The sequence below is a fragment of the Pararhizobium sp. LjRoot255 genome (genome assembly GCF_964252905.1).
Lineage (GTDB): Bacteria > Pseudomonadota > Alphaproteobacteria > Rhizobiales > Rhizobiaceae > Pararhizobium.
The window spans coordinates 3,283,689-3,304,645 of record NZ_CAXUPQ020000001.1 but is presented as its reverse complement, the minus strand read 5'-3'; the positions used below and the strand labels follow the sequence as shown (position 1 = coordinate 3,304,645).

The window sequence follows — 20,957 nt, the reverse complement described above, 5'->3', positions numbered from 1 at the left end:
GCAAGGGGTCCGTTCAGGCGAGGTCCGCGCGGCGCAGGGCGTCCGCCAAACGTGTATCGCCTGCAACATCCGGCGCAAGCCCAATCCTCAGCCAGGACGGCGCATAATCGAATTTCCTCGTCAGGATGTAAGCCCGACACAGATGTGTGTGGAGATGCGCAGCCTGCTCAAGCTCCACCAGCGTGAAAAGCGGCGTACCGCCGATGATCTTCAGCCCGGCCCTCAGGAGGACATCTTCAAGCGCGGTCTTCCGCTCCGTGATGGCAGATTGAACGGCATTCGTATCAGCGTTCATGAGTGCCGCGGCAATCACCAGTGCCGGACCGGATACCGACCATGGCCCAAGCCATTCGCGAAAGGCCGACAGCACCGGCTCGCCGGCAATGACGAAACCGAGCCGCAGGCCGGCAAGGCCGAAAAATTTGCCGAACGACCGAAAGACGATCAGGTTGTCGTGCTCTGCCACCGAGAACGCGACACTCAGATCAGGCTGCGTGTCGCCAAAGGCTTCATCAACCAACAGCGTGCCGTTATTCGCCTTCATTCGCCGCGCCAGGGCAATGATTTCGCCCGGAAAATGGGCCTGTCCCGTCGGATTGTTGGGATTGACCAGGATCGCCAACCCGTGCTCGGCCGTGAGGTCGTCAGGCGCCGTTATCTCATCGACGGCAAAACCGGCGGCTAGTAAAACGCGAGCATATTCGCCATAGGTCGGCGCGAAAATGGCGACGCGACGGCCAGCTTTAATAAGACGCGGCAGCAACTGGATCACCGACTGCGTGCCCGGAACCGGAAGCGGCAGGACATCGCCGCTGCGATAGTAGCGGGCGGCGGCAGCTCGCGCGCCATCAACCAGGTGACGGTCTGGCAGCCGATGCCAGGCATTGACCGGAATATCCGGCAGCGACACGGGATTGGGATTGACGCCGGTCGACAGATCGAGCCAGTCCCTTGGCACTCCGCCGAACGCGGCTGCCGCTTCGGTTATCCCGCCGCCATGGATGATCGGAGCACTCATGGGACACCGGCCGTATCGATAATGTGCATGAACGAGCCGGCGACCTGTCCCCGCCGCAAACCGGCAGGCCCAAGCGGCGTGCCGACGGCATCGGTGGTGTCGAACAGCCGATCGGCGTCACCCTCGGACAGGATCGAAGCATAGTGAAATTCATGCGCCATCAACGGACCGTCAAAAAACGTGGTGTCGAGCGGCCTGATCCGCCGATAGCCGAGATGCCGCTTGCGCTCGGCAAAGCTGGTCGAGAGCGGCAGGAAGCCCAGCATCTCGAACCGTGCGCCATCCGCTGCGACAAGCGTGTCGCCGAGCACCATGTAACCGCCGCACTCGCCGAAAATCCGGGCGCGGCGGTCGCGTGCCAGTGCCATGCCCGATTTGAACCGCGCGGCATTCGCCAATATCCCGGCGTGAAGCTCCGGATAGCCGCCCGGAAGATAGACCGCGTCGGCGTCTTCCGAAGGCGCTTCATTCGCGAGCGGTGAAAAGAACGACAATTCGGCACCGACCTTACGCCAGCCGGACAAAAGGTGCTCGTAGCAAAAGGCGAAGGCGATATCGCGGGCGATCGCGATTTTCTGGCCAAACGGCTTCAGCGGCCGGACATCCGTGTTTGAACGGCGCGGCGACACGGAGCGTGCTGCAGACAGGATCGCATCCAGATCGCAGCCTTGTTCAACATGCGTCGCCGCCCGCTCGATAAACGCATTCAGCTCGCCATGTTCGCCGGCCTGCACGAGACCGAGGTGGCGTTCCGGAAGATTGAGGGCAGCGTTATGGCGAAGCACGCCCAACACCGGCATACCGCTCGTCTCCAGTGCGTCGCGCAGCATCTTTTCGTGACGGTCGCTGCCGACCTTGTTGAGGATGACGCCCGAAACATGGACATCGTCGCGATGGTCGGCATAGCCGCGCACCAGGGCAGCAACCGAGTGAGCCATGCGGGCGCAATCGATGACAAGGATGACCGGCAGGCCGAGCAAGGCAGCAAGATCGGCCGGCGACCCCGTTCCGTCGGCTGCCGCATCGTAAAGCCCCATCATGGCCTCGATGACGAGTGTTTCGCCGTTGGCGGTCGTCGTGCCAGCATTGGCGCGAAGCAGATCCGGCCGCATCGCCCAGGGGTCGTAATTCAAGCAGGGCTTACCGCTGGCGGCCGTGTGAAAAGCCGGATCTATATAGTCCGGCCCCGCCTTGCCCGGCGCCGATGCGATGCCACGATTGCGCAGCGCACGCATCAGTCCGAGCGTTACCGTCGTCTTTCCGGAACCCGATGACGGCGCCGCGATTAGGAGACCGTTCATGCGGGGTCCCTGAAGGCGCGGCTCGACAGTGGATCTGCATCGAGCACGCGCCCCTCAAGGGCGCCTAGCCAGTCGAGGGCCGAGCGCAGGCGAACGACTTCGCCGACAACGACGATGGCTGGCGGCTCCAGCCCGGAAGCGACAACGTCCGCCTCGGCGCGCGCCAGCGTTGTTTCCAACACCGTCTGTTGCGGCGTCGCGGCGTTGCAGACGAAGGCAACCGGCTCCTCCGGCGAGCGGCCGGCGGAGATCAGATTGGCCGTAATCTGGCTGATATGCTTCATTGCCATGTACATGACGATGACCGGCGAGCCCTTGGCGATGCCCTCCCAATTGATGCGGTCGGGAACGACGCCGGACGAATCGTGGCCGGTGAGGAAGGTCACGGCGTGATTGACCTCGCGATGCGTGACCGGAATGCCTGCATAGGCAAGCCCGCCGATACCGGCCGTGATGCCCGGGACGATGCGGAACGGGATGCCGTGTTCGACCAGCGTCAGGGCCTCCTCCCCACCCCTTCCGAAGACGAATGGATCGCCGCCCTTCAGCCGCAGCACGCGCTTGCCCTGGCGCGCCAGTTCGACCAGGCGCAGGGAAATGTCCCGCTGCTTCGGCGACGGCTTGCCGCCGCGCTTTCCGGCAAACTCCAGAACCGCGCCGGTCTTTGCCATTGCCAGGCAATCGGAATTGACCAGCGCGTCGTGGACGATGACATCGGCCAGGCGAAGCGCATTGACGGCATGCAGCGTCAGCAGGCCGGGATCGCCGGGACCCGCGCCAACGAGCCAGACGGAGCCCGGCTCAAGTTCGGGCAGACCGGAAAACAGTGCATCCGTCATGGCTTCATCCTCGACATGACCCGCAGCATCCGAAATGAATCAGACTGTGAAGATGCAGAATCGTTTTGCTCACAATCTGCGGCAACATCCTCAATTGATTCGATAAATGCGCCGCCGGCAACGGCAGCGGTTGCCCCGGCGGATTTGATTTTCGGCACGATCAACCAACTCGCCTTGCCCGCCGCCGCCAGCGCCGCAGCCTCCGCCACACCGTGGCAGCCAGTCAGCGCAAAAACGATCTCCGAGGGATTCTCCAGCCGCGTGGCTTCGGCCTCCAGCGTCTCGGCGTCGAAGACCCGGAAGGGAACGGAGAAATGGGCGGCCGCGGCGATCATCGCCGGCTCCGTTGCGCGCGCATCGAGTGACGCGACACAGGCAAGCGCATGGCGATCGATCCCTGCGGCCGCCATCGCCTCTTCGGCAAGCAGGATCACCTCGTCAGACGGTGTGCCGCGCTCGCAGCCAAGGCCGAGAAAAAACGGCGCAACACCCGCCGGATTGCCGGTATTCACATGCATCAGAAAAGAGGCCTCCCACGCCGTATGGTCACGATACGCGGGCCTTCGACGCCACAGAGCTTCGAAGCGGTCTGGACAGCACCGGATGAAGCCCCCTGGATGGGTCGGCCGCACCGGACGCTCTTTCAGCCCACCATGATGGGCGCCGTCGCACGTCCATTCTTTTTACCGAACGGCATCCGGCCGGTCAAACCGGATTGCGTCATACGGCATGCGGCCAACGCCATGGCGTAGAAAGCGACTGCTTGGCCCGGAATCAGTGTGCGGCGACCTTTGCATTTCCGTTCGACCTCTGACAAACAGGGCTGAATTCCCACCTCTCGCGAGTCTCTCTTGCACGATCTTGCCCCCCAACTCTTCGCCTTGCTGTTTGCCGCCGCCTTTCTCGCCGGTTTTATCGATTCGATCGCCGGTGGCGGCGGCATGATCACCATTCCGGCCATGCTGATCGCCGGCATTCCGCCGCTCGAAACGCTCGGCACCAACAAGCTGCAGTCGCTGTTCGGCTCGGGCTCGGCAAGCCTTGCCTATGCCTGGCACGGTCATGTCAACCTTCGTGAACAATTGCCGATGGCCGCAACGTCGGCGTTGGGAGCGGCGCTCGGCGCCATCCTGGCAACAGTGGTTCCGGGCGACGTGCTGAAGACGGTTCTTCCTTTCCTGCTCGTGGCGATCGCGCTCTATTTCGCCGTCAAGCCGAGCCTCGGCGATGCCGACAAGGCGCGGCGGATGACACCCTTCCTGTTTTCGCTGACGCTGGTACCCGCGATCGGCTTCTACGATGGCGTCTTCGGCCCAGGTACGGGTTCGTTCTTCATGCTTTCCTTCATCGCGCTTGCCGGGTTCGGCGTATTGAAGGCAACCGCCCACACGAAATTCCTCAACTTCGGCTCCAATATCGGTGCCTTGATCGTCTTCCTGTTCTATGGCGCAGTCCTCTGGAAAGTCGGCCTCCTGATGGGCGCCGGCCAATTCGCCGGCGCGCAGGTCGGCTCGCGTTTCGCCATGAAGAACGGCGCGAACATCATCAAGCCGCTCTTGGTCGTCACCTGCATCGCGCTGGCAATCAGGCTGCTGGCCGATCCGGCCCATCCGCTCCGGACTTGGCTTGGATTGTAGCCGCAGAGGCGGTCAATATTCGACGCCGATCTGCGCCTTGATGCCGGAGCGGAAGGGGTGCTTGATCAATTCCATTTCGGTGACGAGATCGGCCGCCTCGATCAGTTCTTCCTTGGCATTGCGGCCGGTCAGAACGACATGGGTCATGTGCGGCTTTTCTTCTTTGAGGAAGCGCACGACGTCCGCGACATCGATGTAGTCGTAGCGAAGGGCGATGTTGATCTCGTCGAGCAGGACCATGGAATTGCGCTCGTCGCGGATCAGTTCCTTGGCCTTCTCCCAGGCCTTCTCAGCCATGGCGACGTCACGGGCGCGATCCTGGGTTTCCCAGGTAAAGCCCTCGCCAAGCGTGTAAAACTGGCAGAGATCGCCAAAATGCTTTTCGATCAGATCGCGCTCGCCCGTCACCATCGCTCCCTTGATGAATTGGACGACAGCGCAGGGCATGCCATGGGCGATGTGGCGGAAGATCATGCCGAAACCGGCCGTCGACTTGCCCTTGCCCTTGCCGGTATTGACGATGATCAGGCCCTTCTGGTCGGTCTTTGTCGCCATGATCTTTTCGCGCGCGGTCTTCTTCTTCGCCATTTTCATGGCATGGCGCGCCTCGTCATGGACGGGGCCGGTCTCGGTCGTTGGCAGATCGTCTTCGCTCATGGTGTGTCCTCTCAGAATTTGATTGTCTTGGGGACGGGCATTGGCTTATTCCGCGGCCGCCCGGCCCTGCAGTTCGAAACGCGCCGAATTGGAACGCGGCGACCACAGGCCGCGGTCGATCGCTTCCAGCATTTTGTCGGTCATCTCGCGAAACGCCGCCGGGTTCTTGTCTTCCATGAACTGGCGGACGCGTTCGTCCATGACATAGGCCTGGTAGACCGCCTCGAAATGGTGGCTGCGCACCGCCCCGGTCGTCGCCGCGAAGGCGAACATGTAGTCGACCGTCGCGGCAATCTCGAACGCCCCCTTGTAGCCGTGGCGCATGACGCCCTCGATCCATTTCGGATTGACGACGCGGCCGCGCACCACCCGGCCGATCTCTTCCTCCAGCGACCGGATCACCGGTTTTTCCGGGCGAGAATGATCGTTGTGGTAGATCGACGGACGGGTTCCGCTCATCTGTTCGACGGCAAGGCTCATGCCGCCTTCGAACTGATAGTAGTCGTCGCTGTCGAGCAGGTCATGTTCGCGGTTGTCCTGGTTCTGCACCACCGCCTCGACCGTCTTCAGTCTTGCCTCGAGCAACCCGCGCTCCGCCTTCCCATCTTCACCGGCGCCATAGGCATAGCTTCCCCAGGTGAGATAGGCGTCGGCCAGATCGGCGCGGTTTTCCCAACCCTGTTCATCCATCAAGGCCTGCAGCCCTGCGCCATAGGCACCCGGCTTGGCGCCGAAGACGCGGTAGGAGGCGCGCCGCGCGGCTTCCTTCGGCGTAACACCGGCCGCTTCAAGCCGCACGGTTTCCGCCCGCATCCGGGCCGCGATCATATTGTCGGCATCGTCTTCCTCAAGCGCGCCGATGGCTCGGATCGCGTTATCGAAGAGGGCGATCTGATCCGGGAACGCATCGCGGAAGAAGCCGGAAATGCGCAAGGTCACATCGACGCGCGGGCGCCCCAGGAGCGCAAGTGGGACAATCTCATAGCCCGTCACCCGGCGGGACATCATGTCCCAGGTCGGCTTGGCGCCGATCAATGCCAAAGCTTGGGCAATATCGTCGCCGCCCGTGCGCATGTTCGAGGTGCCCCAGGCCGTCAAGCCAAAGGAGGTCGGCCATTCGCCGTGGTCCTGCAGGTACCGGCGGATCAAGAGCTCGGCAGACTTCTTGCCGAGTTCGAAGGCCGCCGGCGTCGGCACGGCGCGGCTGTCGACCGAATAGAAATTGCGGCCGGTCGGCAAGACATCCGGCCGGCCGCGTGTCGGCGCGCCGGAGGGGCCTGGAGCAACGAAGCGGCCGTCGAGGCCGGTCATCAGTGCCGCGATCTCGGCGGGACCGGATTGGACGATCGACGGTTTCAGGCGGGCTTCGACGTCCTGCAGGACCGCTTGCGTGGCAGTCCAGTTTTCAGGGCACGGCAAATCGCCGGCGACCAATTTTGCAGCCAGAAGCTCGATGCGTTCGACGGCGTCACCCGCGGTGCGCCAAGGGGTATCGCTGAGCTCGGCCAGGATCGCAGGCTTCCGACCGGTCCAGGGATCGGAGAGGACACAGTCGAGCGGGTCGAAAGCTCGCCCCGGGTTGATCTCCCCCCTTGAGGGGGAGATGTCGGCCCGGCCGACAGAGGGGGGTACCGCGGCGTCTGAGTTTGCGGAGGCTTTACCCCCCTCTGTCCTGTCGGACATCTCCCCCTCAAGGGGGGAGATCGATGCGGCGCCCACCAACCCCGCATCCTTGGCTATCGCCCGCTGCAGGCTTTGATCACCGCCCTCGCCCTGCCCGCGCGGCACGCGCGCCAGAGCAACCGTCAGGTCGGTGAGAAGCCGGCCTTCGGGCGCAACGCCAAAGACATGCAGGCCGTCGCGGATCTGCAACTCCTTGAGGTCGCAGAGATAGGCATCGAGTTTTTCGAGCGCCTTGTCCTCGGCGTCCGAGCGCGCGATGCCGGCGTCCTGATCGAGGCCGATGTCGCGCACGAGTTCGAGGATCTGCTTGCTCAGCAGCCGCAGGCGCCGGGGGTCGCCGCCGGCCGCGTCGTAATATTCGTCGACCAGCGCCTCAAGGTCTTTCAGCGGTCCGTAGGATTCCGCGCGGGTCAGCGGCGGCGTCAGATGGTCGATGATCACGGCGCTGGTGCGGCGCTTGGCCTGCGTGCCCTCGCCCGGATCGTTGACGATGAACGGATAGAGATGCGGCATCGGCCCGAAGACCGCTTCCGGATAGCAGGTTTCGGACAACGCCAGCGCCTTGCCTGGCAGCCATTCGAGATTGCCGTGTTTGCCCATATGGACGACAGCGTGAGCGCCGAATTCCAGCCGCAGAAACGCATAGAAGGCGAGATAGCCGTGCGGCGGCACGAGGTCCGGCGAATGATAGGTTTCCTTCGGATCGATATTATAGCCGCGCGCGGGCTGGATGCCGACCAGGGTCTCGCCGAAGCGGGCAAGCGGCAGCGCAAACCGGCCGTCGCGGAAGAACGGATCAGCCTCCGGCTTGCCCCATCTACCCGCGACCTGATTCTGAATCTGAACCGGAAGAGACGCGAAGAAGGCATTGTATTGATTGAGCGAAATCGTCTCTCTGATTTCGCAATCCACCCGCAACGCGTTGGTAGGCCCCGCCATCAGGTGGCGGATCAACGCATCACCGTCGTCCGGGATATTATCGATCTCGTAGCCACCTGCGGCCATGGCCTTCATCACTTCGATCGTCCCGGCCGGCGTATCCAATCCAACACCGTTGCCGAGCCGTCCGTCGCGGTTCGGATAATTCGCCATGACGATCGCCACCCGCCGATCGCGCGGCGCGGTCTTGCGCAGTTTCGCCCAGTTGGCCGCCAGTTTCGCGGTGAAAGCGATCCGGTCGGCAAGAGGCTCGTGGCCAATGATATTGGCCTCGACGTCCGGATCGTAGACGGCGGCCGCCTTGAACGACACGGCGCGAGAAAGAATGCGGCCATCCACCTCGGGCAACGCCACGTTCATCGCCAGGTCGCGCGCCATGAGACCCTGGGGCGAGGCTTCCCATGCCTTCCGGGTGGAACCCGAGAAGATGACCTGCAGGACCGGCGCGTCGGTGAATTCCAGCACCGTCGGCTGGCGGTCGGCACCCGGCGCGGAGACGGCAAAGCCGGTGGCGTTCATCACCACGTCCGGCGGCGCCTCGCCGAAAATCGCCTCCAGCGTGCCGATCGACACGGCGTCCTTGAGGCTCGAGACGAAGACCGGCAGGACGCTCATTTCCTCGGCAGCGAGCGTCTCGATCAGGGCCTCGACGGGTTTGGTTTCGCCGCTCTGGACGAGGGCTCGGTAGAAGCAGAGGGCGACGATGGGCGTACCGTTTCGCGCTTTCGGATGGGTGGAGGCTTTACCCCCCTCTGCCCTGCCGGGCATCTCCCCCACAAGGGCGGAGATCGCTGGAGCGCGCGCTCCCGCCTCCAATGAACTTGCAACAATCTCGAAACCTACGTTGGGCTGCCCCAGTTGCCGCGGGTCAATCTCCCCCCTTGTGGGGGAGATGTCAGCAAAGCTGACAGAGGGGGGTAGCTCTCCACTCGTGACGAACCCAACCGCATTCTTCCATGCCTCGACGCCGATAACACCTTCGCCCGGCCACCAGATACCGGCCTTGAGCAACGGCGCGGCAGGTTCCGGTTTCTCCGAACCGCCGATCAGCGCCTCGGCATAAGCGAGCAGCCGCGCCATGTTGTCGGCACCGCCCTCGGTGAAATAGGCCCACATCCGGGTGCGGTCCTCGGCGGAAACCGTCGAAAACGGTTCCAGGCCCGGATCCGGCTTGTCGTGGCCAGGCAGGACGGCGATCTGGAATTTGTGCGTGACGGCAGCGGCATGCAACGCTTCCAGCACATACTGGAAATAGCTGGCGCCGCCGAGCGGGCGGACGATGATCAACGTTGCATGCCGTGCGGTGCGCTCGACATAGGTATCGACCGACATCGGGTGCTTCAGGGTCAGAAGGCTTGCGACCCGCAGGCTGGATTTGCCCTGCCGCACGCGGTGCGCGGCGGCGACCGCCGAAAGCTCGGTGTCGGCTGCGGACAGGAACAGGATATCGGCAGGCGACTGGCCGAGGTCGATCGCTTCCTCGCCATCCGAAATGGTGCCCTTCTGGGCTAGGAGGAGATGCATGGCATTCTCCGGGGGCCGAAGTACCCCCCTCTGTCACTGCGTGACATCTCCCCCTCAAGGGGAGAGATCGGGAGCAAGCGGAACCTATAACCACGCAACTTTTTTGAATGCGAGGTTGCCCCAGCCAATCTCCCCCCTTGAGGGGGAGATGTCCGACAGGACAGAGGGGGGTATGCCGCAATCACCATTCTCTAAACCGCCGCAGCGATGGCGGCGCGCACGGCCGTCTCATCCATATCGTGCAGGCCGATGACGACGAGGCGGGTGCCGCGCGTCTCGCCCGGCGCCCAGGCGCGGTCGAAATACTGGTCGATGCGGGCGCCGACGGCCTGGATCAGGAGGCGCATCGGCTTGCCGGGCACGTCGGCGAACCCCTTAATCCGCAGCACGTCATGTTTCCCGATGACGGTCTTCAGTTTTTCGACGAAGCCCGCCGGATGAGCGATCGCACCGAGTTCGACGACGAAGCTGTCGAATTCGTCGTGATCGTGCTCCTCGCCATTTTGATGCTCCCTCTCGTGATGGGATTTGCGGTTGGCGATATCGCTTTCGCTGCCGACGCCCAGACCGAGAAGCACGGCCGCCGAAACCTCGCCGTTCTTCGCCTCGATCATCGACGGCTTGCGGCTGGTGCGGGCGGCAACCTCGTTGCGGACGAAAGCGAGGCCGGTCGAATCGAGCAGGTCGGTCTTGTTGAGAACGATCAGGTCGGCGGCTGTGAGTTGGTCTTCGAACAGCTCCTCGATCGGGCTTTCGTGATCGAGATTGTCGTCCTCGACGCGCAGGGCATCGACCTTGTCGTGGTCATCGGCAAACCGGCCGGCGGCAACCGCAGCACTGTCAACGACGGTAATGACGCCATCGACGGTGACTTCGCTGCGGATGTCCGGCCAGTTGAAGGCAGCGATCAGCGGCTGCGGCAGCGCCAGACCGGAGGTTTCGATGATGATGTGGTCCGGGCGGTTCTCGCGTTCGAGCAGCTTCGTCATGGTCGGGATGAAATCGTCGGCGACGGTGCAGCAGATGCAACCATTGGTCAGTTCGATGATGTCGTCCTCGCTGCAGGCTTCGGCACCGCAGCCCTTCAGCACGTCGCCATCGACACCGAGATCGCCGAACTCGTTGATGATCAGCGCGATACGCCGGCCGTTGGCATTCTCCAGAATGTTGCGGATCATCGTCGTCTTGCCGGCGCCGAGAAAGCCGGTGATGACGGTTGCCGGGATCTTGCCGTGGGCGGTTTTTGCGGTGGTCATGGATCAACCCTTCATTTTCAGCGGCAATCCGGCCGCGATAAAATAGACTTCCGCGGATTTCTCCGCAACGAACTGGTGCAGCCGACCGGCATGATCGCGAAAGTCGCGCGCCATGCGGTTTTCCGGCACGATGCCGAGCCCGACCTCGTTCGAAACGAACACCAGCCGCGCCCGCGCCTGCGGCAGCCAGGCGGCCAGGTTCTGAAATTCCGCCGCCATATTGCGGTTTTCCATCATGAGATTGGTGACCCAGAGGGTCAGGCAATCGATCAGGATGACACGGTCGGGCGCGTCGATCGCTTTCAGACAGGCGGCAAGTTCAAGAGGCTCCTCATGCGTCTGCCAATCCAGCCCCCGCCGGTCGCGATGCTCGTCAATCCTTGCCTGCATCTCGCCGTCCCAGGCCCTTCCGGTCGCGACGTAATGCATGCCGAGACCCGACGCTATCGCGAATTTTTCAGCGAAGGAGGATTTTCCTGAACGGGCGCCGCCAAGGACCAGCACAGGTCCCGCTGTCGTCGATGTCATGGAACGATCCCAGCCTTAATGTTCGCCGGGAAATACGCAGGCGCTGAGGCGAGAAACGCAAGAATGGCCGCTGGGGAAACGGAACGAAAAAGCCATGACAACCTCCGTGCTGGCATCGGGAGCGTCTCTCCCTGGATCGGGCACGATGCCCTGCGGATGGCAGGTCTCCTGGCTCACGGCGTCACGGACCTTTTCAAGGCCCGAACGGGTCCGCCTCGCCTTCCCGAAGTTTTCGCGCCAGATTGCGTGACCGCAATCGACGGGCATCACGAAGAGGTGGACGATTCGTAGAAATAGAGGCGTCCGGCCCCGGCTGATCATGATGCCACTCCAGTGGCTTCTCCGGTTGGACCGGCCATTCCGCAGGACGCACCGCGCGGCCTGTCCGAATACCGGCTTTCCCGGATGGCGAACCCTGACCGTTCTACAGTCGCGGGGTCGGCTGCGATAAGAATGCCCGGCTTGGGTCCATTCCTTCACATTCCCATTTACTCCCGAACCGAAACGCCGGTCCGGGAACCATCCAATGGCTGATGATTAGGCGCTCCGCCGGACCCTGTCAATTGAAACACCGGCCGCCACGAAAACGTCACGGCATCAGAGAATCGAGCCATCGCGGGTCGAGAACGGCTTCCAGTTCGATTGCGACATCATCGAGCGCCCGATCAACGGATTGACGATAGTTTTCGCCGCCGCCTTCGATGCCGAAACTTTTGAGAAGCGCAGCGCGATAGGCGTCGCTGGTGAAGAGCCCATGCAGATAGGTGCCGCTGACCTGGCCGTCCGCCGAGACGGCACCGTCCGCCCGGCCGTCGATGATCACGGCAGGACGAGCGCAGTCCGATCCGGTCGTCCGGCCCAAATGGATTTCGTAGCCCTCCAGAGCCACATCATAGATGGCGGAGCGCGCGCTGCTGTTGCGCACTGTCTTTTCAGGCGCCATTTCTGTTTCGACGGAAAGAAGGCCCAGGCCCTCGATCTCGCCCACATTTCCCTCGATGCCGTGCGGGTCGGTGACGCGCTCGCCCAGCATCTGGTAGCCGCCGCAGATGCCGATGACGCGGCCGCCGCGCCGCACATGCGCCTGAAGATCACGGTCCCATCCTTGAGCGCGAAAATCGGAGAGATCGGCGATCGTCGCCTTCGAGCCCGGGATGACCACCAAACCGGCATCGGCCGGAATGCGTTCTCCAGCGCGGACGAAGACCAGATCGACCTCCGGTTCAGCGGCCAGCGGGTCGAGATCGTCGAAATTAGCGATGCGCGAGAGCACGGGGACGGCAACCTTCAGCGCCTTGCCGCCACCTCGCGCCAGCCTTTCCAGCACGACGGAATCCTCGGCAGGCAGCCGGCCTGCACTTTTCAGCCAGGGCACGACGCCGAAACACGGCCAGCCGGTGAAGCCCTGGACAGCTTTGATCCCATCGTCGAAAAGCGAAACGTCGCCTCGGAACTTGTTGATGATATAGCCACTGATCATCCGCCGGTCTTCATCAGACAGGATCGTGTGGGTGCCGACCAGCGATGCAATGACACCACCGCGGTCGATATCGCCGACAAGCACAACGGGAACGTTGGCGCGGGTGGCGAAGCCCATATTGGCGATGTCGCCGGCGCGAAGATTGATCTCGGCGGGCGATCCTGCCCCTTCAACGACAACAAGATCACGCCCGCCGCCGACCGTTTCGAAGCTTTCCATGACGGCGGCCATCAGCCTCGGCTTCAGGGCCTGATAGTCCCGTCCTCTCGCCTGCCCTGCCACCTTGCCCTGCACGATGATCTGGCTGCCGGTTTCAGACTGGGGTTTTAGGAGAACCGGGTTCATGTGAACCGAAGATGGTATCCGCGCGGCCATCGACTGCAGCCACTGGGCACGACCTATCTCGCCGCCGTCATCCGAAACGGCAGCGTTGTTGGACATGTTCTGCGGCTTGAACGGAGCAACCTTTACCCCACGATTGGCCATGAGGCGGCAAAGGCCCGCCACGAGTACCGTTTTTCCGACATCGGAGCCGGTTCCCTGAAGCATGATCGTCTTTGTCATGACGTCTCGTCTAGCATCGCCGCCGCCACAAGCAAAGCCATGTTTTGTCGCATTTTTGCCGCCTTTTCAGCCGCCCTTTCACGCCGTATTACAGAACGCAGCAAGCCTTGTACAGCTTCACCGCCGGACTATCCGGAAAACGACATCGCACGGCGAAAACGATTGTTGCGTTGCGCAAGAACAGGCGTATATGAGCATCAATCAGATCACCGAGCGCAAGTGCTCTACCCCCGAGGTCACTCCCAGTGTTGTTCATCTTCAGCAAGCCCAATTTCGTGCAGATCGCCTGGAACTCCAAGGCACCGGAAAGCCAGTCGCGCATTCGCAACACCGTAATGCCGGCACCGTTCGGCCCGCTCGGTTTCATCAGGACGCGCAGCGTCGGCTGATTCATTTCCTCCCGGACGACGACTTAAACCGCGCCTCACCACCGGCGCGGTTTTTCTTTTGCCGGAATGCACGCTCGAAATCTTCCTGGCCCAAAACGCGAAAACCGCACCCGCCCCTCTCGGAACTGTGCGGCCTGCCAATATACGCATGGCTTCTGCGGCCTACACCCGCAGAACGCTCCGGCCCGGGACGCAATACCTGATCCGGGCGGGCGGCAAGTTTCCCCCGCCGCAGGGAGACAATTAGCCTGACAGTGTTACCGGATGGTTAGTGAGAGCTTAACCAAAGGTGAATTCCGTATTTTTTAAGATTTTTTTTCGCGCTCTCAAAAAACATTTCCGAGGCGCATACGGAACACAATTTGTCTGTGATAAAACGCGCCCTAAGGACGCTTTGTGAAGCAGTGCTAATTTTCCACCAAGGACGGCGGAATTTGCACAAAAATCTTGCCCATCTGGTTAAACTTCAACAGCTTGCGCCTGCATTCTCGCACTTCAAAAACCTTGCCGGGCGATCGCGGAGGTTGATTTCTCCGGAGGAATACTTACGCTGCCCGCAACGGTAAAAAGAGAGATGACTGGAGACTATGGTCTGCGGTCAGGCGAGAAACTCGAACACCGTTGCAGCGGGGATAAAGACTGGCTCAAAAAAGCCCCTGCCTGCTTCAACCTGAACGATTGGGCGCCCAGGACTGCAGTATTCTGGTCCGCCCCCAAGATTTTTGACTGCATTAAGACTGGGAGGTCTTAAACATGAAGAAGCTCCTCGCTTCCACCATTCTCGCCGCCGGCCTTTACGCTATGGCCGGATCGGCGCAGGCCGCAGAGTGCGGCGAAGTCAGCATTGCAGAAATGAACTGGGCATCGGCCGGCGTTGCGGCGCATGTCGACAAGTTCATCCTTGAAAATGGCTACGGCTGCACGGTAACGCTCGTCACCGGCGACACCATGCCGACATTCACCTCCATGAACGAGAAGGCCCAGCCCGACATGGCGCCCGAATTGTGGGTCAATGCCGTGCGCACGCCTCTCGACGCCGCCATCAAAGAAGGTCGCCTGATCGAAGCCGCACCGCTGCTCAGCGAAGGCGGTGTCGAAGGCTGGTGGATTCCGAAGTTCATCGCCGACGCACATCCCGACATCAAGACGGTGCAGGACGCGCTGAAGCATCCGGAACTGTTCCCGGCGCCTGAGGATCCGTCCAAGGCTGCGATCTACAACTGCCCGTCGGGCTGGAACTGCCAGGTGTCCTCCGCCAACCTCTACAAGGCGCTCGGTGCCGAAAAGCTCGGCTTCGAGTTGATCGACACCGGTTCGGCGGCAGGCCTCGACGGCTCGATCTCCAACGCCTTTGAAAAGAAGGCCGGCTGGCTCGGCTATTACTGGGCTCCGACCGCCATTCTCGGCAAGTACGAGATGACCCGCCTCAGCTTCGGCGTCGAGAACGACAAGGCCGAGTGGGATTCCTGCACCGCGGTTCCGGATTGCCCGAACCCGAAGGTCAATTCCTATCCGACCTCGGACGTCTACACCGTCGTGACCAAGGCATTTTCCGAGAAGGCCGGCGTTGCCATGGACTACGTCAAGGTCCGCAAGTGGGACAACGGCACGGTCAACAAAGTTCTCGCCTGGATGGACGAAAACCAGGGCACGAATGAAGATGCAGCAAAGCACTTCCTGGAAAACTATGCCGACATGTGGAGCAAATGGGTCGCGCCTGACGTCGCAGAGAAGGTCAAGGCTGCTCTCTAACGACGAGTGCCGATGGGCGGCGAAGCTTCACGCTTCGCCGTCTCAATTCTTGTGACTATCCGAATGATCCGGCAACGCAGCAAATCGCAGCAACCGGAAGACAACGGGCCGGTGCCCGGCGGCGCGAGATGCCGCTGGTGTTTCACCAAATGCGAATGTGAAAACGAAGATCGTCGCAAACGGCATAGTCGCTTGCGGCGAAACTTGTCATATTCTCAAATGCCGGGGTCCGCAGAGACCACCCAAGTCTGCGCGCGAGCCTTGAACAGGCCCGATGACGTAGCCGGCACCATAAAATTTCCGGTTAAAAGGGGAACACAATGGCAATATGCAGTTACTTGCCAGATCTGCTTTGTAAATTTCCGGCGATCGACGACACGACAATTCGCATGGCACGCAAGAGCGTGGACGAAGGCTTCAAAGGCCTTGTCCGCAGCTACGGCACCGCCATCGACGTGCTTGTCCAGCCGCTTCAATGGTTTCTAAACTATCTTGAAAGGCTGTTCGTCAGTTCTCCATGGATCGTTATCATCACCCTGATGGTCGTGATTGTGTATTACGGCAGCCGCAATATGCGCATCGCCATCGGCACCGTCGTATCCATGCTAGCGATCGGTTTTGTCGGCCTGTGGAACGATACCATGATCACGCTGGCCATGGTCACGGTCTGTACGCTGATTGCCATCCTCGTCGGCATTCCGATCGGGATCGTCATGGCCCGCTCCGAAAAAGTGCAGTCGATCATCAACCCGATTCTCGACGTAATGCAGACGATGCCGAGCTTCGTTTACCTGATCCCGGTCGTCATGATCTTCGGTATCGGCAAGGTTCCCGGCCTGATCGCCGTCGTCATCTATGCCGTCCCGCCGATGATCCGTCTGACCAACCTCGGCATTCGTCTCGTCGACAAGGAGGTGCTCGAAGCCGCGGACGCCTTCGGCTCGTCGCCCTGGCAGCGGCTGAAGAACGTCCAGATGCCGCTCGCCCTGCCCACCATCATGGCCGGCATCAACCAGACCATCATGATGTCGCTGGCCATGGTCGTGGTCGCATCGATGGTCGGTGTCGGCGGTCTCGGCCGCAACGTGCTGCAGGCGATCAACAATCAGTTCTTCACCGTCGGCTTCTTCAATGGTTTCGCGCTCGTTGCGATTGCCATCATTTTTGACCGCACCAGCCAAGCCTATGGCAAGCGGCTGCAGAAGCACTCGGAGGTAGTTCATGGCTAGTCATGCAATCGAGGTCAAGAACCTCTACAAGATCTTCGGGCCCCGCGGCGACGCCTTCGTCGACCGGGTGAAAGCCGGAATGACCAAGGGCGAACTGAACGAGAAGCACGGCCATGTGCTCGGACTTCAGGACATCAACATCTCCATGCCTGCCGGCGGCGTCATGGTGGTCATGGGTCTGTCGGGCTCCGGCAAGTCGACCCTGATCCGGCATATCAACCGCCTGATCGATCCGACGGCAGGCGAAGTGCTCTATGACGGCGTCGACGTCTGCAAGATGAACGAAAACGACCTGCGCGAATTCCGCCGCCACAAGACGGCGATGGTGTTCCAGAAGTTCGCGCTCTTGCCGCACCGCACAGTCATCGAGAACACCATCTACGGGTTGGAAATCCAAGGTGTGCCGGATGCGGAAAGCCGCAAGCGGGCACAGGGCTGGATCGAAAGGGTCGGCCTCAACGGCTTCGAGAACCACTATCCGAACCAGCTTTCCGGCGGCATGCAGCAGCGCGTCGGCCTGGCCCGGGCGCTGACCAACGATGCCGACATCCTCCTGATGGACGAGGCCTATTCAGCGCTCGATCCGCTGATCCGCGTCGACATGCAGACCGTCCTGCTCGACCTGCAGAAGGAATTGAAGAAGACGGTGGTTTTCATCACGCACGATCTCGACGAAGCGCTGAGACTCGGCGACAAGATCGCCATCCTGCGTGACGGCAAGGTGATCCAGCAGGGCACGGGCCAGGACATCGTGCTGAAGCCGGCCGACGAATATATCACCGCCTTCGTCAAGGAAGTGAACCGTGGCCGCGTGATCAATGTCGAAACGATCATGAGGCCGCTGTCTGGCATTCCGGAAGGTGTGCCTGTCGTGGTCGGCACCGTGCTCGAAAGTGCTGCGCGGATGATGACCGTCGCCAACCAGAACATCGCGCATGTCGTCGATGCCAACGGCAAAGCCGTTGGATCGATCGACCTCGGCACGATCATTTCCGCCATGGTGACGCCAATCAGCCACGAAAAGGTGCCCCAGGCGGCGGAATGATCGCAAACCGCCGTGGAGCACCGCAAAGCGCCTGGAAACGGGCGCTTTTTTTGTTGGGCCTGCCATTCACCTCGATTTAACCATAAACCGTCATGGTATCAGAAACGCCCCGTCCGTCGGGCGGTCCTCAATCCGGCCGATGAGATGCAGGATCATGCTTCGACAGCGTCGCGGGATTTTCACCGCCTTGCCATCCCTCCCTTGGGAAGCGCGGGCTTTTTCACGGCCCGGATCACGCGAAAAGTGGCCGCCTTCCTGTCCGGCGCCGGCCTGTTCCTGATCGCCTTCACGCTCATTCCGTTTCAGGGCACCTATGACCTCGACCCCTCTAAAGCCAACGAAGGCAATATCGTCAATCAACTCGGCTACCTCGGCCTCGGCGGCATATATCTTTTCGCCATGCTTTTGATCGTCGACAGGCGCGTGTTGAAGCGGATCGTATCGCCGACATGGGTCGCCGTCTTCGCCATCGCCTTCCTGTCCTGCCTGCAATCCTATGATCCGACGGCATCAGCCCGCGGCCTGATGTTGAGTTTGGTGGCGATGATCCTGGTGGCTGGCGTGCTGGTCCTGCCGCGCAGCGAGAAGGATTTCGTCAATGCCGGCGCAAACGCCATCCTCTTTCTGATCCTCGTCGACTATGCGGCACTCGTCGTCGCACCCGGCATTGCCATTCACACCGCCACCGGTTCTGAACCGTGGCATGCAGGCTTCTGGAAGGGACACTTGATCCATAAGAACGTCACGGCACCGGTGTTTTCCGTACTGTGCATGTTCGGCATCTACTGCCTGCGGGCGGGCGCCACCGTGCGGGGCCTGCTGATTGCCCTTCTTGCCGCCAATTTCGTACTTCACACCGGCTCGAAGACCACGATCGGGTTCCTGCCGCTGGCAATCATGCTGGTGCTCGGCAGCCGTGCGGTCGGCAAGCCAGGCCTGACGGTCTTTGCCCACTTTCTCTTCTCGATTCTGATTTTCTGCCTGACGCTCGGTACCATCTATTCGAACCTGTTCCTGTCGATCACCACTGCGCTGCTCGAAGATCCGACCTTCACCGGACGCGACGACATCTGGAAGTTTGCAAGCGCAAGCATTGCCGATCATCTGTGGGGCGGCCATGGCTATGCAAGTTTCTGGCTGTCGCCGATCATTCGCGGCCTGGAAGCAAATTTCGAGGCGAATTGGGACGTGCGCGGCATCGTCTCAGGCCATAACAGCTATCTAGACACCGTCCTCACCTTCGGCTTGCCGGGCGGGTTGTCGATGATCGTCCTGCTTTTCGCCAAGCCGCTCTACGACTATATGCGCGCGACCCGACAGGCAGCGAGCCGTCATTTCGCGGACTTCTGCATCATGGTCATCATCTTCATGACCTATAACGGCATGATGGAAAGTTTCCTGCTCAACCGCGCCGATCCGATGTGGCTCATGATGGCATTGGCCGTTTTCGGCTTGGGAATTGCGGCGCGAATGGGCGTGCGGATGCCGCACTGATCAAAGCGAGCCATTGCAATCACATAAAGATATCTTTATATGCTTGTGTCACTCGATTAAATCAGGAATCCACCATGACCGCGCACGCTAACCCGCTTTCCGACCTTCTCAACGCCAAGGGCGTGCTGCTCGCCGATGGCGCGACCGGCACTTCGCTGTTCGCGATGGGTCTCGAGGCTGGCGAAGCACCGGAACTGTGGAATGAGGCCAAGCCTGAAAACATCACCAAGCTACATCAGGACTTCGTCGATGCCGGCGCCGATATCATCCTGACCAATTCGTTTGGCGGCACGCGCCACCGGCTCAAGCTGCACCAGGCACAGGACCGCGTCCACGACCTCAACAAGCGGGCTGCGGAAATCGCCCGCGCCGTTGCCGACAAGGCGCCGCGCAAGGTGATCACGGCCGGTTCCGTCGGTCCGACCGGGGAGTTGCTGGTCCCGCTCGGTGCCATGACTTACGACGATGCCGTCGCGGCCTTCGTCGAGCAGATCGAAGGCTTGAAGGCCGGCGGCGCGGAAGTCGCCTGGATCGAGACGATGTCCTCACCCGACGAAATTCGCGCGGCGGCAGAAGCTGCTGTCAAGGTTGGGCTTCCCTATGTCTACACCGGATCGTTCGATACGGCAGGCAAGACGATGATGGGCCTCCATCCGAAGGATATTCACGGCGTTGCCAGGGATATCGGCGATGGCCCGGTCGCCACCGGTGCCAATTGCGGCGTCGGCGCCTCGGACATCCTGTCCTCGCTGCTGGACATGACGGAGGCCAACCCGGCTGCAGCGATCATCGTCAAGGGCAATTGCGGCATCCCGGAATTCCGCGGTTCGGAAATCTACTATTCCGGCACACCGCCGCTGATGGCCGACTATGCGCGCCTTGCCCGCGATGCTGGCGCCAAGATCATCGGCGGCTGCTGCGGCACCTCCTGCGAACATCTGGCCGCGATGCGCGTCGCGCTCGACACCTATGTACCGGGCGAGCGGCCGACGGTCGAAACCATCGTCGAACGCATCGGCCCGATGCGCAACAAAACCGCCAATGAAGTGCCTTCGGCGCCAGTGCGCGAACGCGGCCGCCGCCGGGGATAAGCGCAAAACAACATGCGACGGAAGGGCTCGGGACCGGACGGTTCCCGAGCCCTTTTGCATATCAGCCCAACCATCAACACAACAGTTGCATCCCACGATCCCGTCGAATCCAGTTTTGCCCCAGCCTGATCTGCTAGACGCTGGTCCCATCACAAGACGAATATGACGAGAGACGATCGACAATGCAGGCAGCAGCAACTTTTCCGGGCCGCGATTCCGTTGCAGAAAAATTCGCAGCCCTCGGCGAGAGCGACCAATCCTACCTGATGCTGCTGATGGAAAATGCCGCACAGGATGAAAATCTGATCGAGGGACTGTACCGGCACTTAAGCCTTGCCGCGGAAGCACGTCTGCTGAATTCGCTCAAGCTCGAAAAACTGGGCGGATGGTTGGGTGCGAACGCCCCTGCCCGGCTGCAGATCCGCCTAATGGAAACGGCGCGCTCCAGTCAGCACGCCGCTTACCAGGCTTTCAGGACCGGGCTGGTCAGGTCGGGTGGCCTGGAAAGAGCCTACCCGAAAGCCTGACCTT

General features: G+C 61.5%; 16 protein-coding genes, 1 pseudogene and 1 riboswitch. Of the genes and pseudogenes, 7 read left to right on the top strand and 10 right to left on the bottom strand.

From position 1 onward, the window contains the following. Positions 1-13: 13 nt before the first annotated feature. The 4 genes and pseudogenes from cobD to ACSQ2W_RS15835 all read right to left on the bottom strand — a co-directional run. Complete coding sequence (gene cobD, locus ACSQ2W_RS15850) at positions 14-1,018, bottom strand: threonine-phosphate decarboxylase CobD (protein WP_436087112.1); 1,005 nt, start codon at positions 1,016-1,018, stop codon at positions 14-16. After that, complete coding sequence (locus ACSQ2W_RS15845) at positions 1,015-2,319, bottom strand: cobyrinate a,c-diamide synthase (protein WP_436087111.1); 1,305 nt, start codon at positions 2,317-2,319, stop codon at positions 1,015-1,017. The genes cobD and ACSQ2W_RS15845 overlap by 4 nt, the downstream gene beginning before the upstream one ends. Beyond that, positions 2,316-3,158, bottom strand: coding sequence for a uroporphyrinogen-III C-methyltransferase (gene cobA / locus ACSQ2W_RS15840; protein ID WP_436087110.1), 843 nt, complete (start codon positions 3,156-3,158; stop codon positions 2,316-2,318). The genes ACSQ2W_RS15845 and cobA overlap by 4 nt, the downstream gene beginning before the upstream one ends. A 107-nt stretch (positions 3,159-3,265) precedes the next feature. After that, positions 3,266-3,676 (bottom strand): annotated as a pseudogene (locus ACSQ2W_RS15835) (cobalamin biosynthesis protein); the annotation flags it as partial. Positions 3,677-4,009: 333 nt separating this feature from the next. Between ACSQ2W_RS15835 and ACSQ2W_RS15830 the strand changes: the two are divergent. Beyond that, on the top strand, positions 4,010-4,795 hold the full coding sequence (locus ACSQ2W_RS15830) for a TSUP family transporter (protein ID WP_436087109.1): 786 nt from the start codon (positions 4,010-4,012) through the stop codon (positions 4,793-4,795). Positions 4,796-4,807: 12 nt separating this feature from the next. Here the strand turns inward: ACSQ2W_RS15830 and cobO are convergent, their stop codons facing one another. From cobO to ACSQ2W_RS15800, 6 genes are all read right to left on the bottom strand, one after another. Next, positions 4,808-5,452, bottom strand: coding sequence for a cob(I)yrinic acid a,c-diamide adenosyltransferase (gene cobO, locus ACSQ2W_RS15825; RefSeq protein ID WP_436087108.1), 645 nt, complete (start codon positions 5,450-5,452; stop codon positions 4,808-4,810). Between the two features lie 45 nt (positions 5,453-5,497). Continuing rightward, a complete protein-coding gene (gene cobN / locus ACSQ2W_RS15820) occupies positions 5,498-9,598 on the bottom strand; it encodes a cobaltochelatase subunit CobN (protein ID WP_436087107.1) in 4,101 nt (1,366 codons plus the stop codon). Positions 9,599-9,789: 191 nt separating this feature from the next. Then, positions 9,790-10,854 (bottom strand): cobalamin biosynthesis protein CobW, encoded by a 1,065-nt coding sequence (gene cobW, locus ACSQ2W_RS15815; RefSeq protein WP_436087106.1) that lies wholly within the window; start codon positions 10,852-10,854, stop codon positions 9,790-9,792. A gap of 3 nt (positions 10,855-10,857) precedes the next feature. After that, complete coding sequence (cobU, locus tag ACSQ2W_RS15810) at positions 10,858-11,382, bottom strand: bifunctional adenosylcobinamide kinase/adenosylcobinamide-phosphate guanylyltransferase (protein WP_436087105.1); 525 nt, start codon at positions 11,380-11,382, stop codon at positions 10,858-10,860. 141 nt (positions 11,383-11,523) lie between these two features. Further along, a riboswitch (cobalamin riboswitch) is annotated at positions 11,524-11,921 on the bottom strand. A 50-nt stretch (positions 11,922-11,971) separates the two neighbouring features. Then, positions 11,972-13,426 carry a cobyric acid synthase gene (locus ACSQ2W_RS15805; protein WP_436087104.1) on the bottom strand — a complete coding sequence of 485 codons (1,455 nt, stop codon included), beginning with the start codon at positions 13,424-13,426 and terminating at the stop codon, positions 11,972-11,974. Positions 13,427-13,514: 88 nt separating this feature from the next. Further along, positions 13,515-13,820: a hypothetical protein gene (locus ACSQ2W_RS15800; protein ID WP_436087839.1), complete on the bottom strand. Its 306-nt coding sequence runs from the start codon at positions 13,818-13,820 to the stop codon at positions 13,515-13,517. A gap of 748 nt (positions 13,821-14,568) precedes the next feature. Here ACSQ2W_RS15800 and ACSQ2W_RS15795 point away from each other — a divergent pair. From ACSQ2W_RS15795 to ACSQ2W_RS15770, 6 genes are all read left to right on the top strand, one after another. Beyond that, positions 14,569-15,567 carry an ABC transporter substrate-binding protein gene (locus ACSQ2W_RS15795; RefSeq protein ID WP_436087103.1) on the top strand — a complete coding sequence of 333 codons (999 nt, stop codon included), beginning with the start codon at positions 14,569-14,571 and terminating at the stop codon, positions 15,565-15,567. Positions 15,568-15,887: 320 nt separating this feature from the next. Continuing rightward, on the top strand, positions 15,888-16,796 hold the full coding sequence (locus tag ACSQ2W_RS15790) for an ABC transporter permease (protein WP_436087102.1): 909 nt from the start codon (positions 15,888-15,890) through the stop codon (positions 16,794-16,796). Beyond that, positions 16,789-17,841, top strand: coding sequence for a quaternary amine ABC transporter ATP-binding protein (locus ACSQ2W_RS15785; RefSeq protein WP_436087101.1), 1,053 nt, complete (start codon positions 16,789-16,791; stop codon positions 17,839-17,841). The genes ACSQ2W_RS15790 and ACSQ2W_RS15785 overlap by 8 nt, the downstream gene beginning before the upstream one ends. 243 nt (positions 17,842-18,084) lie before the next feature. Then, positions 18,085-19,335, top strand: coding sequence for an O-antigen ligase family protein (locus ACSQ2W_RS15780; protein ID WP_436087100.1), 1,251 nt, complete (start codon positions 18,085-18,087; stop codon positions 19,333-19,335). A gap of 74 nt (positions 19,336-19,409) precedes the next feature. Next, positions 19,410-20,426 carry a betaine--homocysteine S-methyltransferase gene (gene bmt, locus ACSQ2W_RS15775; protein WP_436087099.1) on the top strand — a complete coding sequence of 339 codons (1,017 nt, stop codon included), beginning with the start codon at positions 19,410-19,412 and terminating at the stop codon, positions 20,424-20,426. Positions 20,427-20,608: 182 nt separating this feature from the next. Beyond that, the gene (locus tag ACSQ2W_RS15770) at positions 20,609-20,953 is read left to right on the top strand and encodes a hypothetical protein (RefSeq protein ID WP_436087098.1); all 345 of its coding nucleotides are present in this window, start codon (positions 20,609-20,611) and stop codon (positions 20,951-20,953) included. Positions 20,954-20,957: the final 4 nt, after the last annotated feature.

What these genes read in the sequence shown, in the direction of transcription:
- cobD (WP_436087112.1), bottom strand. Translation starts at nt 1,018, where the DNA reads ATGAGTGCTCCGATCATCCATGGCGGCGGGATAACCGAAGCGGCAGCC.
- ACSQ2W_RS15845 (WP_436087111.1), bottom strand. Translation starts at nt 2,319, where the DNA reads ATGAACGGTCTCCTAATCGCGGCGCCGTCATCGGGTTCCGGAAAGACG.
- cobA (WP_436087110.1), bottom strand. Translation starts at nt 3,158, where the DNA reads ATGACGGATGCACTGTTTTCCGGTCTGCCCGAACTTGAGCCGGGCTCC.
- cobO (WP_436087108.1), bottom strand. Translation starts at nt 5,452, where the DNA reads ATGAGCGAAGACGATCTGCCAACGACCGAGACCGGCCCCGTCCATGAC.
- cobN (WP_436087107.1), bottom strand. Translation starts at nt 9,598, where the DNA reads ATGCATCTCCTCCTAGCCCAGAAGGGCACCATTTCGGATGGCGAGGAA.
- cobW (WP_436087106.1), bottom strand. Translation starts at nt 10,854, where the DNA reads ATGACCACCGCAAAAACCGCCCACGGCAAGATCCCGGCAACCGTCATC.
- cobU (WP_436087105.1), bottom strand. Translation starts at nt 11,382, where the DNA reads ATGACATCGACGACAGCGGGACCTGTGCTGGTCCTTGGCGGCGCCCGT.
- ACSQ2W_RS15805 (WP_436087104.1), bottom strand. Translation starts at nt 13,426, where the DNA reads ATGACAAAGACGATCATGCTTCAGGGAACCGGCTCCGATGTCGGAAAA.
- ACSQ2W_RS15800 (WP_436087839.1), bottom strand. Translation starts at nt 13,820, where the DNA reads ATGAATCAGCCGACGCTGCGCGTCCTGATGAAACCGAGCGGGCCGAAC.
- ACSQ2W_RS15795 (WP_436087103.1), top strand. Translation starts at nt 14,569, where the DNA reads ATGAAGAAGCTCCTCGCTTCCACCATTCTCGCCGCCGGCCTTTACGCT.
- ACSQ2W_RS15790 (WP_436087102.1), top strand. Translation starts at nt 15,888, where the DNA reads ATGGCAATATGCAGTTACTTGCCAGATCTGCTTTGTAAATTTCCGGCG.
- ACSQ2W_RS15785 (WP_436087101.1), top strand. Translation starts at nt 16,789, where the DNA reads ATGGCTAGTCATGCAATCGAGGTCAAGAACCTCTACAAGATCTTCGGG.
- bmt (WP_436087099.1), top strand. Translation starts at nt 19,410, where the DNA reads ATGACCGCGCACGCTAACCCGCTTTCCGACCTTCTCAACGCCAAGGGC.
- ACSQ2W_RS15770 (WP_436087098.1), top strand. Translation starts at nt 20,609, where the DNA reads ATGCAGGCAGCAGCAACTTTTCCGGGCCGCGATTCCGTTGCAGAAAAA.